The sequence below is a fragment of the Variovorax sp. GW821-FHT09D07 genome, assembly GCF_059416345.1.
Map to the genome: position 1 here is coordinate 1 of NZ_JBWKOY010000012.1, position 14835 is coordinate 14835.

Sequence of the window (14835 nt, forward strand, 5' to 3'; positions counted from 1 at the left end):
TCGCCTTTCTTTTGCCTACGTTTCTTTGGCGAAGCAAAGAAAAGTAGGTCGGCCGCCGGGCCGAGACCCGGCCCCGGAACACAGCCTAGCCCAGAGCGAGTCAATTCAACACCCACATCAAAGTAGCGAGTGGCGGCACGCTAATCACGATCGAATCGCTCTTCCCATGCCATCCCACCGGAGAACTCTCAACCACCCCATTCCCCACACCGCTCCCACCGTAAACCACCCCATCGGTATTGATGACCTCCCGGTAAGAACCAGCCACAGGCACCCCCAACCGATAGTCATCCCGAGGCACAGGCGTGAAGTTGCAAACCACCACAACCACCCCCCCATCCCGAGCCCGCCGAACAAACGCAAACACCGACTGCGCCACATCGTCATGCACCAGCCACTCGAACCCAGAACCCTCGTGGTCCAGCTCATGCAAAGCAGGAAAGTGCCGATACACGTTGTTCAGATCGCGCACCAACCGCCGCACCCCTTGATGCGCCGCATGCTCCAGCAGATGCCAGTCCAGCCCGCGATCCGCATTCCACTCCGCGTACTGCGCAAACTCCCCCCCCATGAACAGCAGCTTCTTCCCCGGATAAGCCCAGAGGTACCCATACAGATTGCGCAACCCCGCGAACTTCTGCCACTCGTCTCCAGGCATGCGCCCGATCATCGACCCCTTGCCGTGCACCACTTCGTCATGCGACAGCGGCAACACGAAGTTCTCGCTGTGCGCGTACATCAGCCCGAAGGTGATCTGCTGGTGGTGGTGCTTGCGATAGACCGGATCGGTCCCGGCATACGCCAGCGTGTCGTTCATCCACCCCATGTTCCACTTGTAGTGAAACCCCAGCCCGCCGTCTTCCGGCGGTCGCGTCACACCAGGAAAGCTCGTCGACTCTTCAGCGATGGTCACGGCCCCCGGACGCTCCACGCCCACCACGCGGTTCATGCGGCGAAGGAAATCGATGGCCTCCAGGTTCTCGCGCCCGCCCTGCGCATTCGGCACCCACTCGCCGGCCTTGCGGCTGTAGTCGCGGTACAGCATCGAGGCCACCGCATCCACGCGCAGGCCGTCCACGCCGTAGCGCTCCAGCCAGTACAGCGCATTGCCGACGAGGTAGTTGCGCACCTCCGTGCGGGCGTAGTTGAAGATCAGCGTCTGCCAGTCGTTGTGAAAGCCCTCGCGCGGGTCGGCGTACTCGTACAGCGCGGTGCCGTCGAAGTTGCCCAGGCCGTGCGCGTCGGTCGGGAAGTGCGCGGGCACCCAGTCGAGGATCACGCCCAGCCCCGCGGCATGCGCGGCTTCGACGAAATGGCGGAAGTCGCCGGGCGTGCCGAAGCGCGAGGTCGGCGCATACAGGCCGATGGGCTGGTAGCCCCACGAGCCGTCGAAGGGGTGCTCGGTGATGGGCAGCAACTCTATGTGCGTGAAGCCCATGTCGCGCACATAGGGCACGAGCGTGTCGGCCAGCTCGCGGTAGTCCAGCCATTCCTGGCCATGGTGCTTGCGGCGCCACGAGCCCAGGTGCACTTCGTAGATGCTGATCGGCGCCTGGTGCGCGTTGGCCTCGGCGCGCCCGGCGGGCATCGGTACCGGTGCGGGCAGCGGCGCCACGACGCAGGCGGTGCCGGGGCGCAGCTGCGACGAGAACGCGAAGGGGTCGGCCTTGCGCAGCACCTCGCCGCGCGACGACAGGATCTCGAACTCGTAGCTGTCGCCGGTCGCCACGTGCGGCGCGAAGATCTCCCACACGCCGCACTCGCGGCGCAGCCGCATCATGTGGCGCCGGCCGTCCCAGTTGTTGAAGTCGCCGACCACCGACACGCGCCGCGCATTCGGCGCCCAGACGGCAAAGGCCACGCCCTTCACGCCGTCGATCTCGCGCAGGTGCGCGCCCAGCCGCTCCCACGGCCGCAGGTGCGTGCCCTCGGCCAGCAGCCACACGTCGGTCTCGCCGAGCACGAACGGAAATCGGTAGGGGTCTTCGAGCCGCGAGGCGTGCCCGTTCTCCCAGTCGACCTGGAACGAGTAGCCCATGCGCGCCTCGGCCGCGGGCACGAGGCCGCTGAACAGGTCGGAGCCCTCGTGCCGCGCAAGGATCGACAGCGGCCAGCCGGTGCGCGAATGCACCACGGCCACCTGCCGCGCGCCGGGCATCAGCGCGCGAACCTCGAGGCCGTCGGCGGTCTCGTGGGGGCCGAGCACGGCGAACGGATCGCCGTGTTCGGCGCGCATCAGCGCGTGGATGTCGGCAGCTTGGAGGAAGGGAGAAGGGGGCATGGGGTTCAGCGTCCTCCTGCTTCGGCCGTCGTGCCGAAGCACACGCCATAAGGCGCCAACGTCAGCAGGGGCTTTGGATCGGCGGTGAGGTTCGCGGTCGGCGCGAGCGGGTGGCCGGCCAGCGGCACCAGCGGCTCGGGCAACGGAATCGACACCGGTTCGCTCCCCGTATTGAAGATCGCATGCAGCACCGCGTCCCCGTCGCTGCGCACGATGTGCAGCAGCGGCGCGGGCGCATCGACGAACGCCAGCGCGCCCGTGCGCAGCAGCGGCTGGGTGAGGCGCCAGTGCAGCAGCGCGCGGCTGAAGGCGAGCATCGAGCCGGGGTCGGCCTCCTGCTGGTCGACGGCCAGCGGCAGGTGCGCGCCGTCCACCGGCAGCCAGGGCGTGCCGGTGCTGAAGCCGGCGTTGGGCGCATCGGCGGTCCAGGGCATCGGCGTGCGGCAGCCGTCGCGGCCCTTGAACTCGGGCCAGAAGGCGCGGCCGTAAGGGTCTTGCAGCAGTTCGAAGGGCACGTCGGCCTCGGGCAGGCCCAGCTCTTCGCCCTGGTAGAGGCTGGCGCTGCCGCGCAGCGCCAGCAGCAGCGCGAGCCAGAGCCGGTCGCGGCGCGTGTCGGGCGCGGCGCCGTCGCTCCAGCGCGTGGCGACGCGCGGCACGTCGTGGTTCGACACCGCCCAGCAGCCCCAGCCGTTCGTCACGGCCAGTGCGGCGTCGAGCGACTCGACCTGGTGGCGCAGGTGCTTCGGGCTGTGGTCGGCCGTGAGCAGGCTGAAGCTGTAGGCCAGGTGCAGGCGCTTGCCGAGTTCGGTGTACTGCGCCATGACCGGCGGCGCGTTCTCGTCGCCGACCTCGCCCAGTGCGACCGCGCCGTAGCCGTCGAGCAGCTGGCGCAGGCGCTCGAGGAACACGAGGTTCTCGGGCTGGCTCTTGTCGTACAGGTGCTGCTGCATCGCGTAGGGGTTGTCGGCGCGCACGGTGCTGACCTCGTCGATCGACGCGGTCGTGGCCGGTGGGTTGTCGCGCAGCAGCGCGTCGTGGAACTGGTGGTTGCAGGCGTCGAAGCGGAAGCCGTCCACGCCGCGCTCGCACCAGAAGCGCACCTCGCCGAGCAGGGCGTCCTGCACGGCGGCGCAATGGAAGTTGAGATCGGGTTGCTCGGCCAGGAAGCTGTGCAGGTAGTACTGCCGCCGGCGCGAGTCCCACTGCCAGGCCGAGCCGCCGAAGACCGAGAGCCAGTTGGTGGGCGGCGTGCCGTCGGGCTGGGGGTCGGCCCAGACGTACCAGTCGGCCTTCGGGTTGTCGCGACTCGATCGGCTCTCCGCGAACCAGGCGTGCTGGTCGGAGGTGTGCGAGAGCACCTGGTCGATGATGAGCTTCAGGCCCAGCGCATGCATGCGTGCGCGCATGGCGTCGAAGTCGGCCAGCGTGCCGAACAGCGGATCGACCGCGCGGTAGTCGGCCACGTCGTAGCCGAAGTCTTTCATGGGGGAGCGGAAGAAGGGCGAGACCCAGACCGCGTCGACGCCCAGGCGGGCGACGTGGTCGAGCTTCGACGTGATGCCGGGCAGGTCGCCGACGCCGTCGCCGTTGCTGTCCATGAAGCTGCGCGGGTAGATCTGGTAGATCACCGCGCCCCGCCACCATTCGCCGTTGCTGCCGCTCATGCCTGCCCCTGTGGTCGAAATTCATTGTGGCATGCGAAATCCGGGCCAGCGGTACGCTGTGGCAGGCGGGCGCCGCGCGGAAGTGGGTAAATTCAGCAGGGCGGGGCGCTGCCGCCCCGACCTCTGACCGATGACCACCGACGACACCGCTTTCTCCCCTTCCGCCCCACCCATCGGCCTTGCCGCGCTCGAACGCCGGCTCGCCCAGGACCTCGACTACCTCGGCTGGCCCGCCCGCGCCTGGGTGCCGCCGCGCCAGATCGACGGCGAACCCGTGCTCGACGTGGCCATCATCGGCGGCGGCCAGGCCGGGCTGGCCGCGGCGGGCGCGCTGGCGCAACAAGGCATCCGCGCGGTGATCTTCGACCGCACGCCGGCCGGGCGCGAAGGCCCCTGGGCCACCACGGCGCGCATGGAAACCCTGCGCTCGCCCAAGGAGCTCACGGGCCCGGCGCTGGGGCTGCCCTCGCTGACCTTCCGCGCGTGGTTCGAGGCCCAGTTCGGCACCGAGGCCTGGGCCGCGATGGACAAGATCCCGCGCCTGCAGTGGATGGACTACCTGGTCTGGTACCGCCGCGTGATGGGCGTGGACGTGCGCAACGACACCGCTGTTACTGGCTTGCAACCGTTGCCCGACGCCAGCGCCGTGCGCCTGGACCTGCGCACGCCCGAGGGCGAGCGCCGCGTGCTGGCGCGCCGCGTCGTGCTGGCCACCGGCCGCGACGGCCTGGGCGGCCCGGCCGTGCCGGCGTTCGTGGACGGCCTGCCGCGCGCCAAGTGGGCGCATTCCTCCGACGAGATGGACTACGGCCGCCTGAAGGGCCTGCGCGTGGGCGTGGTCGGCGCGGGCTCCTCGGCCATGGACAGCGCCGCCACCGCGCTCGAGGCCGGCGCGCACAGCGTCGAGCTGCTGATCCGCCGGCCCGACCTGCCGCGCGTCAACAAGGGCAAGGGCGCCGGCGTGCCGGGGCTCACGCAGGGGCACTACGACCTGCCCGACGAACTGAAATGGCGCATCCGCCACTACATCAACGTGCTGAACGTGCCGCCGCCGCACGGCAGCACGCTGCGGGTGTCGCGGCACGCCAATGCCTTCTTCAACTTCGGCTGCCCCATCCTGGCCGTGGCGCCGCAGGGCGAGGTGCTGCGGGTGACCACGCCCAAGGGCGACTTCGAATTCGACTTCCTGATCGTGTCGACAGGTTTCCAGGTCGACTGGGCCGCTCGCCCCGAATTCGCAGGCATTGCCGCGCACATTCGTACCTGGAAAGACCGTTTCACGCCCGCGCCCGGCGACGAAGACCGCGAACTGGCCGATTCGCCCGACCTCGGGCCGGCCTTCGAATTCCAGGAAAACGCGCCCGGCGCCTGCCCGGGGCTGGATCGCATCCACTGCTTCTGCTACCCGGCGGCGCTGTCGCACGGCACGGTGTCGGGCGACATTCCGGCCATCAGCGACGGCGCGCGGCGCCTGGCGGCGGGGCTTGCCAGCCTGTTCTACCGGGAAGACGCGGCCCACCACTGGGCGAATCTGGAGGCCTACAGTGAGCCGGAACTGTTCGGCGACGAGTGGACGCCCGCCCCGCCGCCGCAGGAAAGGGCCTGATTCCGGCATGGAGCCCGGGGGACGATCACGCACGGCGCGATAATCCGCCTTCCCGGCCGCCGTCGAGCCGGGCCCTGCCGAGATGTCATGAACCCCAGCTACAAACCCAGCGACGTCGAGTCCGCTGCCCAGGCGCAATGGCGCGCCGCCGATGTCTACCGTGTCACCGAGGACGCGAGCCGCAAGAAGTACTACGCCTGCTCGATGCTGCCGTACCCGAGCGGCAAGCTGCACATGGGCCACGTGCGCAACTACACGATCAACGACATGCTCACGCGCTACCTGCGCATGAGCGGCTACAACGTGCTGATGCCCATGGGCTGGGACGCCTTCGGCCTGCCGGCCGAGAACGCGGCGCTGAAGAACGGCGTGCCGCCGGCCAAGTGGACCTACGAGAACATCGCCTACATGAAGGGCCAGCTCCAGGCCATGGGCCTGGCGATCGACTGGAGCCGCGAGATCGCCACCTGCGATCCGAGCTACTACAAGTGGAACCAGTGGCTGTTCCTGAAGATGCTCGAAAAGGGCATCGCCTACCGCAAGACCCAGGTCGTGAATTGGGACCCGGTCGACCAGACCGTGCTGGCCAACGAGCAGGTGATCGACGGCAAGGGCTGGCGCACCGGCGCCACCGTCGAGCGCCGCGAGATCCCCGGCTACTACCTGAAGATCAGCGACTACGCCGAAGAACTGCTCGAGCACACCCAGCACAAGCTGCCGGGCTGGCCCGAGCGCGTCAAGCTGATGCAGGAAAACTGGATCGGCAAGAGCGAAGGCCTGCGCTTCGCCTTCACGCATGACATCCGGGACGCGAGCGGCAAGCTGATCCAGGACGGTCGCATGTACGTGTTCACCACGCGTGCCGACACCATCATGGGCGTCACCTTCTGCGCCGTCGCGCCCGAGCACCCGCTCGCCGCGCACGCCGCCACGCTCGATCCCAGGGTCGCGGCCTTCATCGAGGAATGCAAGGGTGGCGGCACGACCGAGGCCGAGCTGGCCACGCAGGAGAAGAAGGGCGTGCCCACGGGCCTCACGGTCAAGCACCCGATCACCGAGGAGCAGGTGCCGGTCTGGGTGGGCAACTACGTGCTCATCGGCTACGGCGACGGCGCCGTGATGGGCGTGCCCGCACACGACGAGCGCGACTTCGCCTTCGCCAACAAGTACGGCATCGAGATCATCCAGGTCGTGCTGGTCGACGACGAGCCGCACTTCGACTATCACAAGTGGCAGGACTGGTACGGCGACAAGCAGCGCGGCGTGACCATCAACTCCGACAACTTCAGCGGCATGACCTACAAGGAGGCCGTGGCCGCCGTGGCGCATGCGCTGGGCCAGAAGGACCTGGGCGAACTGCAGACCACCTGGCGCCTGCGCGACTGGGGCGTGAGCCGCCAGCGCTACTGGGGCACGCCGATCCCGATCATCCATTGCGAAGAACACGGCGCGGTGCCGGTCCCCGAGAAGGACCTGCCCGTGGTGCTGCCGACCGACTGCGTGCCCGACGGCTCGGGCAACCCGCTGAACAAGCACGAAGGCTTCCACGCCGGCGTGGTGTGCCCGGTGTGCGGCAAGGCTGCGCGGCGCGAGACCGACACGATGGACACCTTCGTCGATTCGTCGTGGTACTTCATGCGCTACTGCGACCCGACCAACGACAAGGCCATGGTCGCCGAGGGCGCGGACTACTGGATGCCGATGGACCAGTACATCGGCGGCATCGAGCACGCGATCCTGCACTTGCTGTACGCGCGCTTCTGGACCAAGGTCATGCGCGACCTGGGCCTGGTGAAGGCCGACGAGCCCTTCGCCAAGCTGCTCACGCAGGGCATGGTGCTCAACCACATCTTCTACAAGCGCAACGAGAAGGGCGGCAAGGACTACTTCCCGCCGCTCGAAGTCACGGCGGTGCTCGACGCACAGGGCCGCATCACCGGCGGCACGCTGGCCGACGGCACCAAGGTCGAGTACGGCGGCGTGGGCAAGATGGGCAAGAGCGAACGCAACGGCGTCGACCCGCAGGACCTGATCGAGAAGTACGGCGCCGACACCGCGCGCCTGTACACCATGTTCACCGCGCCGCCCGAAGCCACGCTCGAGTGGAACGACGCGGCCGTCGAGGGCAGCTACCGCTTCCTGCGCCGCGTGTGGAACTACGGCGTGGCCCAGGCCGACGTGGCGCCCGTGGCGCTCGCCGGCCAGAGCTTCGGCAAGCCCGCCCAGGCCCTGCGCCGCGAGGTGCACACCGTGCTGCGCCAGATCGACTACGACTACCAGCGCATGCAATACAACACGGTGGTGTCGGGCGCGATGAAGCTGCTCAATGCGCTCGAAGGCTTCAAGCCCGACGGCAGCGCGGGCGACGCGGCCGCCGCGCGCGAGGGCTTCGGCATCCTGCTGCGCTGCCTGTACCCGGCCACGCCGCACATCGCGCACCAGCTGTGGCAGCAGCTCGGCTACGACAAGGCCTCGGGCGACCTGCTCGACGCCCCCTGGCCCGTGGTCGACGTGGCCGCGCTGGCGCAGGACGAGGTCGAGCTCATGCTGCAGGTCAACGGCAAGCTGCGCGGCAAGCTGCTGGTGCCCGCCGGTGCCTCGAAGGACGAGATCGAGCGGCTGGCGCTCGCCTGCGACGACTTCGTCAACTTCGCCGAAGGCGCGCCGGCCAAGCGCGTGATCGTGGTGCCCGGGCGCCTGGTCAACGTGGTCATCTGAACCCGACACTGCAGAACGACGGAAACGACAGACGCATGAACATTCGCAATGCCTCGCAGCCGCGCCGCGGCTTTCTCCTGGGCCTCGGCGTGGCAGGCGCTTCGCTGGCCCTGTCCGGCTGCGGCTTCGCGCTGCGCAAGGCGCCGAACTTCGCGTTCAAGACGCTGTCGCTCGAAGGCAATACGGCGCTCATCAACCAGCTGCGGCGCGAGCTGCGCGCGGCCGGCAACGTGACGCTGGTGCCCAAGGAAGAGGCCAGCACCGCCGACGCCGTGCTGGTCGTGCTGGGCGAAGACCGCGACCGTTTCGTGATCTCGACCAACTCCGCCGGCCTGCTGCGCGAATTGCAGCTGCGCCTGCGCGTGCGCTTCAGCCTGCGCACGCCGGGCGGCAAGGAATTGCTGCCCGCGTCCGAGGTCTCGCAGACACGCGACCTGAGCTTCAACGAAACCAACGCGCTGGCCAAGGAAGGCGAGGCCGACCTGCTGTTCCGCGACATGCAGGCCGACATCGCGCAGCAGCTGATGCGCCGGCTGGCGGCGGTGCAGTCCCTGTAAGCGTCGCTTCCGTTCTTTTTTCAATGCAACTTGCCAGTGCCCAGCTCGGCGCCCACCTGCAAAAGGGCCTGAAGCCGCTTTACACGATCCACGGCGACGAGCCGCTGCTCGCGCAGGAGGCGGCCGACGCCATCCGCGCCGCCGCGCGTGCGCAGGGCCACACCGAGCGCAGCTCGTACACCGTGGCCGGCGCGCACTTCGACTGGAGCGCGGTGCTGGCTGCGGGGGGCTCGCTCTCGCTGTTTGCCGACAAGCAGATCGTCGAGATCCGCATTCCTTCGGGCAAGCCCGGCAAGGACGGCAGCGTCGCGCTGCAGCAGCTGGCCGAGGGCGCGCCCGGCAACGACAGCACGCTCACGCTGGTGATGCTGCCGCGCCTGGACAAGGCCACGCGCACCGGCGCGTGGTTCTCGGCGCTGGAGAACAACGGCGTGAGCATCCAGGTCGACCCGATCGAGCGCGCCGCGCTGCCGCAATGGATCGCCCAGCGCCTGGGGCTGCAGAACCAGCGCGTGATGCCCGGCGATGAAGGCCAGCGCACGCTGCAGTTCTTTGCCGACCGTGTCGAAGGCAACCTGCTCGCCGCGCACCAGGAAATCCAGAAGCTCGCGCTGCTGCATCCGGCGGGCGAGCTGAGCTGGGAGCAGGTCGAGGGCGCCGTCAACAACGTGGCGCGCTACGACGTGTTCAAGCTCTCCGAGGCCGTGCTGGCCGGCAACCCGCAGCGCGTGGCGCGCATGCTCGACGGCCTGCAGGCCGAGGGCGAGGCCGAGGTGCTGGTGCACTACACGATCGCCGAGGACATCCGCGCCCTCAAGCGCGTGAAGGACGCCATGGCCGCCGGCCGCCCGCTGCCGATGGCGCTGCGCGAGAACCGCATCTGGGGCCCGCGCGAGCGCGCCTTCGAGCGCGTGCTGCCGCGCCTGGACGACCGCATGCTGACCCGGCTGCTGCGCGCGGCCCACCTGGTCGACGGCATCTGCAAGGGCCTGAAGCAGCCCGACTGGCCCGCCAGCGGCTGGCAGGCGCTGCAGCGGCTGGCGCTGATGCTGTGCCGCGCCTGCAGCACGGCCGCGGCGCCGCGTCGCGCCTGACGTCGATCGCCATCAAAAGGCCCGCGTCAGCCGGGCCGAAGGTCCGCGTGGGAAAATGCGCGCCATGAACGCGTTCAACGTCAGCGAGCACATGCAGACCCTCGGTCTGCAAGCCAAAGCCGCTGCATTCCTCATGGCCCGTGCGGATGCAGCTACCAAAAACAGAGCACTGAAAGCGCTGGCCCGGCGCCTGCGCGAAGCCGGCCCCGCGCTGGCCGTCGCCAATCAAAAGGACCTGGAGCGCGCCACGGCCGCCGGCCTGTCGGCCCCGATGGTCGACCGGCTCAAGCTCACGCCCAAGGTCCTGGAGACCGTGGCCGAGGGCTGCGAGCAACTGGCCGGCATGGCCGACGTGATCGGCGAGATCATCGGCATGAAGCAGCAGCCCAGCGGCATCCGCGTGGGTCAGATGCGCGTGCCGATCGGCGTCTTCGGCATGATCTACGAGAGCCGCCCCAACGTGACCATCGAGGCCGCGAGCCTGGCGATCAAGAGCGGCAACGCGGCCATCCTGCGCGGCGGCTCCGAGGCCATCGAGTCGAACAAGGCGCTGGCGCTCCTGGTGTCCGAGGCGCTGGCCGAAGCCGGCCTGCCGGTCGATGCGGTGCAGCTGGTGCAGACCACCGACCGCGAGGCCGTGGGCCAGCTGATCGCCATGCCCGAATTCGTCGACGTGATCATTCCGCGCGGCGGCAAGGGCCTGATCGAGCGCATCAGCCGCGACGCCAAGGTGCCCGTCATCAAGCACCTGGACGGCAACTGCCACGTCTACGTGGACGACACGGCCGAGTTCGACATGGCGCTGCGCATCGTCGACAACGCCAAGACCCAGAAGTACAGCCCCTGCAACGCCGCCGAAGGCCTGCTGGTGGCGGCCTCGGTGGCCGACCACTTCCTGCCCGAGATCGCCGCCATCTTCGCCGCCAAGGGCGTCGAGATGCGCTGCGACCCGGCCGCCGCCGCGATCCTGCGCGCCAGCGAGGCGCACCATCCGCAGGCCAAGGTGATCGATGCGGTCGAGTCCGACTGGTCCGAGGAGTACCTGGCCGCCGTCATCAGCATCAAGGTGGTGGCGGGGCTGGACGAGGCCATTGCGCACATCAACCGCTACTCGAGCCACCACACCGACGCCATCGTCACGCGCGACCACATCAACGCCCAGCGCTTCCTGCGCGAGGTCGATTCGGCCAGTGTGATGGTGAATGCGAGCACGCGCTTCGCGGACGGTTTCGAGTACGGGCTGGGCGCCGAAATCGGCATCAGCACCGACAAGTTCCACGCGCGCGGCCCGGTCGGCATCGAAGGCCTGACCTCGCTCAAGTACGTGGTGCTGGGGCAGGGCGAAGTCCGCGGTTAATCGGGGTCCGAAAGGCCGGGGCCATCGGGCCGGCGGCGCGGCGAGGCCCGTGCCGCGGTGTTCTTGCAACGTGTGTTGTGGATTGGGGTGCTTTGTTCTCTTTGGCTGCTTGTCATCGGGCGCGCCATCCCCAAATCCTACAATTCCACTCCACCTTTAAGCACAAAACCAACAAGGCCGCTGCATGGTTCCGCATCTCGTCACTGCCCTGACCGGCCCGATCAACGAACTGGAGCAGCGGGTGCTCGACTCGATGCCCGCCATCGAGCGCTGGTTCCGCCTCGAGTGGATGGAGCACACGCCGCCGTTCTACAGCGCCGTCGACATCCGCAACGCGGGCTTCAAGCTGGCTCCGGTCGACACCAACCTGTTCCCGGGCGGCTGGAACAACCTCACCAAGGAAATGCTGCCGCTGGCGGTGCAGGCCGCGCAGGCGGCCATCGAGAAGATCTGTCCGGAGGCGCGCAACCTGCTCGTCATTCCTGAAAACCACTCGAAAAACACATTTTATCTCGCCAACGTCGCGCAACTGGTGCGCATCTTCCACATGGCGGGCCTCAATGTGCGCATCGGCTCGATCGATCCGGCCATCAAGTCGCCCAAGAAGATCGAACTGCCCAATGGCGAGACCGTGACGCTCGAACCGGTGGTGCGTTCCAAGCGCCGCCTGGGCCTGAAGAACTTCGATCCCTGCACAATTTTGCTCAACAACGAGCTTTCTGCGGGAACGCCCGGCATCCTCGAAGACTTGCATGAGCAGTACCTGCTGCCGCCGCTGCACGCAGGCTGGTCGGTGCGCCGCAAGAGCAACCACCTGCACAGCTACGAAGAGCTGTGCAAGCGCTTCGGCAAGCTGCTGGGCATCGATCCCTGGCTGATCAACCCGATCTACGCGCGCGCCGAAGGCGTCGACGTGGCCGAGGGCCGCGGCATCGACGTGCTCACCAGCCATGTCGACGCGGTGCTCACCAAGGTGCGCCGCAAGTACAAGGAATACGGCATCAACGAGAAGCCCTTCGTGGTCGTCAAGGGCGGCCACAGCGGCAGCGGCAGCCCCGGCGTCGTGACCGTGCGCGATGCCAAGGAGGTCGAGGCGCTGATCGGCAAGTCGCGCACCGCCACTTCGTCGCCCGCCAAGACCAGCGCCGGGCGCGACCTGCGCGAGCCCACCGAGCTGATCGTGCAGGAAGGCGTGCTCACCAACGAGCGCGTGCACAACGGCGTGGCCGAGCCGGTGGTCTACATGATGGACCGCTACGTGGTGGGCGGCTTCTACCGCGTGCACGCAGAGCGCGCCGCCGACGAGAACCTCAAGCAGCCGGGCGCCAGCTACGTGCCGCTGGCCTTCTCGGAAAGTGCGCAGCTGCCGCAGCCGGGCGCCAAGCCCGGCGCCAGCGCCCCCAACCGTTTTTACATGTATGGCGTGGTGGGGCGCCTGGCCATGGTCGCGGCCAGTTACGAGATGGAAGCGACCGACCCGGACGCCGAAATCTACGAATGAGCGGCGGGGGCGGGTTGCGGCGTCGGCGGGCAACGGCAAAATAGCGGCCCCACAGCAACGGAACCAAAAGGGCGGAGGGATGCGCGGCACGGCCGCGGCACCCCGGCGTGACTGACGCGTCGATCATTGCGAGCCAACCTTTTCCCATCGACCCCCGTGTCAGCCCCCAAAAACATCTCTGCCGGCCTCATCGTCGGCGCCATCGGCGTCGTCTACGGCGACATCGGCACCAGCGTTCTCTATGCGGTCAAGGAAGTCTTCGGTCACGGCCATGTGCCGTTCACCGTGGAGAACGTCTACGGCATCCTGTCGATGTTCTTCTGGACCCTCACGGTCATCGTCTCCATCAAGTACGTCGTGCTCGTGCTGCGCGCCGACAACGAAGGCGAGGGCGGCCTGGTCGCGATGCTCGCACTGGCCTCCCAGGCCGTGGCCGACAAGCCCAGGCTGCGCCAGCTGCTCCTGATCGTCGGCATCTTCGGCACCTCGCTCTTCTATGGCGACGGCGTGATCACGCCGGCCATCTCGGTGCTCTCGGCGGTCGAGGGCCTGGAGGTGGTGTCGCCGCACTTCAAGCACTACGTGATCCCGATCACGCTGGTCGTGCTGTTCTGCCTGTTCGCGGTGCAAAAGCGCGGCACGGCGGGCATCGGCAAGTTCTTCGGCCCGGTCACGCTGGCGTGGTTCGCGGCCATCGCCGTGCTGGGCGTGTGGCAGATCGGGCACCACCCCGAGATCATCAAGGCGCTGAACCCCTGGTACGCGCTGAAATTCATCTGGGACAACCCGGGCACCAGCTTCATCCTGCTGGGCGCGATGGTGCTGTGCGTGACCGGCGCCGAGGCGCTGTACGCCGACCTGGGGCACTTCGGCAAGAAGCCGATCCGCATCGCGTGGTTCTCGGTCGTCATGCCGGCGCTCACGCTCAACTACCTGGGCCAGGGCGCGCTGCTCCTGGAGAACCCCGAGGCCGTGAAGAACCCGTTCTTCATGATGGCGCCTGAATGGGCGCTCATTCCGCTCGTGCTGCTGGCCACGCTCTCGACGGTGATCGCTTCGCAGGCGCTCATCACCGGCGCCTTCAGCGTCACGCGCCAGGTGATCCAGCTGGGCTACCTGCCGCGCCTGAACATCGAGCACACCAGCGTGCGCACGGCCGGCCAGATCTACATCCCGCTGGTCAACTGGGGCCTGTTCGTGGCCATCGTGATGGCGGTCGTGATGTTCCGCACCTCGAGCAGCCTGGCCGCGGCCTACGGCATCGCCGTGACCACCGACATGCTGATCACCACGATCCTGACCTTCTTCGTGATCCGCTACGCCTGGAAGCTGCCGCTGGCGCTGTGCATCGCCTCGACCGCGATCTTCTTCGTGGTCGACTTCCTGTTCTTCGCTTCGAACCTGCTCAAGCTGTTCGAAGGCGGCTGGTTCCCGCTCTTGATCGGCGGCGCCGTGTTCACGCTGATGGTCACCTGGAAGGAAGGCCGCCGCCTCATGGGCGAGGCGCAGCACGCCGACGCGATCGACCTGAAGTCGTTCCTGGGCTCGGTGTTCATGAGCCCGCCCGCGCGCGTGGACGGCACGGCCGTGTTCCTCACGGCCGAACCGGGCGTGGTGCCCAACGCGCTGCTGCACAACCTCAAGCACAACAAGGTGCTGCACGAGCAGAACATGTTCGTCACCGTGCGCAACCACGAGGTGCCCTGGATTCCGATGGACAAGCGCATCGAGATCGAGGCGCTGGGCAACCACTGCTGGCAGGTGATCGTGCACTACGGCTTCAAGAACGACATCGACTTGCCGCGCGCGCTCGACAACGCACGCATGCGCGGCTGCCAGCTCGAGCCGATGACGACCAGCTACTTCCTCTCGCGCGACGTCGTGATCCCCACGCTGGGCAGCGGCATGGCGCCCTGGCGCGAGAAGCTGTTCGCGCAGATGCACCACAACGCGAGCGGCGCGGCGGCCTTCCTGGGCCTGCCGAACAACGCCGTGGTCGAGCTCGGCTCCAAGATCGAGATTTAGGCTCGCCCCCAGGCTACGCGCACTTCGTGTCG

At 68.1% G+C, this 14835-nt stretch carries 9 protein-coding genes; 7 read left to right on the forward strand and 2 right to left on the reverse strand.

The features are described from left to right. Positions 1-100 precede the first annotated feature (100 nt). Complete coding sequence (gene glgB, locus AC07OX_RS28625; protein WP_495262685.1) at positions 101-2281, reverse strand: 1,4-alpha-glucan branching protein GlgB; 2181 nt, start codon at positions 2279-2281, stop codon at positions 101-103. A 5-nt stretch (positions 2282-2286) separates the two neighbouring features. Continuing rightward, a complete protein-coding gene (locus AC07OX_RS28630; protein WP_495262686.1) occupies positions 2287-3945 on the reverse strand; it encodes an alpha-amylase family glycosyl hydrolase in 1659 nt (552 codons plus the stop codon). A gap of 130 nt (positions 3946-4075) precedes the next feature. Here AC07OX_RS28630 and AC07OX_RS28635 point away from each other — a divergent pair, with 130 nt between their 5' ends. The 7 genes from AC07OX_RS28635 to AC07OX_RS28665 all read left to right on the forward strand — a co-directional run bounded on the left by AC07OX_RS28635 (position 4076) and on the right by AC07OX_RS28665 (position 14803). Further along, positions 4076-5551: an FAD-dependent oxidoreductase gene (locus tag AC07OX_RS28635; RefSeq protein ID WP_495262687.1), complete on the forward strand. Its 1476-nt coding sequence runs from the start codon at positions 4076-4078 to the stop codon at positions 5549-5551. A gap of 87 nt (positions 5552-5638) precedes the next feature. Next, positions 5639-8269: a leucine--tRNA ligase gene (gene leuS, locus AC07OX_RS28640; protein ID WP_495262688.1), complete on the forward strand. Its 2631-nt coding sequence runs from the start codon at positions 5639-5641 to the stop codon at positions 8267-8269. Positions 8270-8304: 35 nt separating this feature from the next. Then, complete coding sequence (locus tag AC07OX_RS28645) at positions 8305-8826, forward strand: LPS-assembly lipoprotein LptE (protein ID WP_062477729.1); 522 nt, start codon at positions 8305-8307, stop codon at positions 8824-8826. 23 nt (positions 8827-8849) lie between these two features. Continuing rightward, entirely contained in the window at positions 8850-9920 is a 1071-nt protein-coding gene (gene holA, locus AC07OX_RS28650; RefSeq protein ID WP_062477727.1) for a DNA polymerase III subunit delta, read from the forward strand. Positions 9921-9984: 64 nt separating this feature from the next. After that, a complete protein-coding gene (locus AC07OX_RS28655; RefSeq protein WP_369644975.1) occupies positions 9985-11277 on the forward strand; it encodes a glutamate-5-semialdehyde dehydrogenase in 1293 nt (430 codons plus the stop codon). A gap of 184 nt (positions 11278-11461) precedes the next feature. Next, the gene (gshA, locus tag AC07OX_RS28660; protein ID WP_062477724.1) at positions 11462-12778 is read left to right on the forward strand and encodes a glutamate--cysteine ligase; all 1317 of its coding nucleotides are present in this window, start codon (positions 11462-11464) and stop codon (positions 12776-12778) included. Positions 12779-12934: 156 nt separating this feature from the next. Then, complete coding sequence (locus AC07OX_RS28665; RefSeq protein ID WP_495262689.1) at positions 12935-14803, forward strand: potassium transporter Kup; 1869 nt, start codon at positions 12935-12937, stop codon at positions 14801-14803. The last annotated feature ends 32 nt before the right edge of the window (positions 14804-14835 follow it).

Excerpts from the sequence above, each read along its gene's own strand:
- holA (WP_062477727.1), top strand. The coding sequence starts at position 8,850 with ATGCAACTTGCCAGTGCCCAGCTCGGCGCCCACCTGCAAAAGGGCCTG.
- AC07OX_RS28655 (WP_369644975.1), top strand. The coding sequence starts at position 9,985 with ATGAACGCGTTCAACGTCAGCGAGCACATGCAGACCCTCGGTCTGCAA.
- leuS (WP_495262688.1), top strand. The coding sequence starts at position 5,639 with ATGAACCCCAGCTACAAACCCAGCGACGTCGAGTCCGCTGCCCAGGCG.
- AC07OX_RS28630 (WP_495262686.1), bottom strand. The coding sequence starts at position 3,945 with ATGAGCGGCAGCAACGGCGAATGGTGGCGGGGCGCGGTGATCTACCAG.
- gshA (WP_062477724.1), top strand. The coding sequence starts at position 11,462 with ATGGTTCCGCATCTCGTCACTGCCCTGACCGGCCCGATCAACGAACTG.
- AC07OX_RS28635 (WP_495262687.1), top strand. The coding sequence starts at position 4,076 with ATGACCACCGACGACACCGCTTTCTCCCCTTCCGCCCCACCCATCGGC.
- glgB (WP_495262685.1), bottom strand. The coding sequence starts at position 2,281 with ATGCCCCCTTCTCCCTTCCTCCAAGCTGCCGACATCCACGCGCTGATG.
- AC07OX_RS28645 (WP_062477729.1), top strand. The coding sequence starts at position 8,305 with ATGAACATTCGCAATGCCTCGCAGCCGCGCCGCGGCTTTCTCCTGGGC.